Raw genomic sequence first — 1,045 nt, 5'->3', positions numbered from 1 at the left:
CAAGTAAAACCCGGTCATATTTCTGGTGTCGCTTAAGCCAAACATTCACCGCTGCCTGTTCACTGTTTAATGACAGATCAAACTGTAATTTATCTTGTTGGATACCTTTTTTATTGATTAGGCTGAGAGTGGCAATATTGCCATCAACCGAACATTGAATATAAGGCTTAGGGCGAGTTTTTAAAGACATCGTCTCTGGAAGCCAAGCTAGTAAACCTTGGCACCACCAGCTGAAGCCTTTATTGATAATTTGTGATAATGCTGACATTTCCATTGCTCAAGCTCTATTCCATAAATACCGCAGCTAGATCCTGACGCCATGTCATCACTGTCACTGGGAACTGCTTCGTTGCTTCAAGTTTAACAACAGCAATAATACCTGAAATTGAACCATTTACCTTAGCCAAACTACTGATTCGTATAAATTCATTTTGACCTGCACCTATATACTTGCGTGTTTCCGTTGGAATTAACGTCAAATTTAAATGTTTATTGCCTGTCTCACGGCCTGAAATAATGGTCTCAACAACAGATGCATTCATGCTAGGTAACGCTGCCATAACTTGTTCCGGTGTTGTGCCAATGTCGATACGAGACTGCCCCGAATACACCGTCATCATCGATTTCAACTCTTTATATATATCTGGTGTTACACCATTCACTCGTGCCAACTCACTCACACTGTTCATCAAACCATTGTTCGGTCCATAAGATAAACCTAGTGACTCATAATCATCTTGTTCTGCACCGACTAAACGCTTTAAATCATCTTCATCACGCCAATCCAATAATGAATCCGATATCACATCTACCGTTTCTGGTGATGACACCACAGCCTCTAATATGCCCTTAATAATTTCTGGAGGTGCACGATTCAAATCAACGAGGCCACTGCATGATTGCAATGAAACTTGCAGTTCACCCTTATCAGTTTCAAGCTCATAGACTGAACCTGCCAAATTAAATTTTTCACCATTTTTATCCGCGACAGATCGATTTAATACCATCGCCGCACCACGCCATATGCCTGCTTCTGCTAGCGCTA

General features: G+C 41.2%; 2 protein-coding genes. Both read right to left on the bottom strand.

Features of this window, described 5'->3' with window-relative positions:
• Positions 1-274, bottom strand: a 274-nt coding sequence (locus AC3AYF_RS21715) for a hypothetical protein (RefSeq protein ID WP_487780539.1), incomplete at its 3' end; no start/stop codon positions are given.
• Between the two features lie 10 nt (positions 275-284).
• A partial coding sequence (locus AC3AYF_RS21710; RefSeq protein WP_487780538.1) for a type II secretion system minor pseudopilin occupies positions 285-1,045 on the bottom strand: 761 nt, incomplete at its 5' end.

The organism is Salinicola sp. (assembly GCF_982684285.1).
The sequence above is the reverse complement of the archived record's forward strand: the minus strand, read 5'-3'. Positions and strand labels throughout refer to the sequence as shown.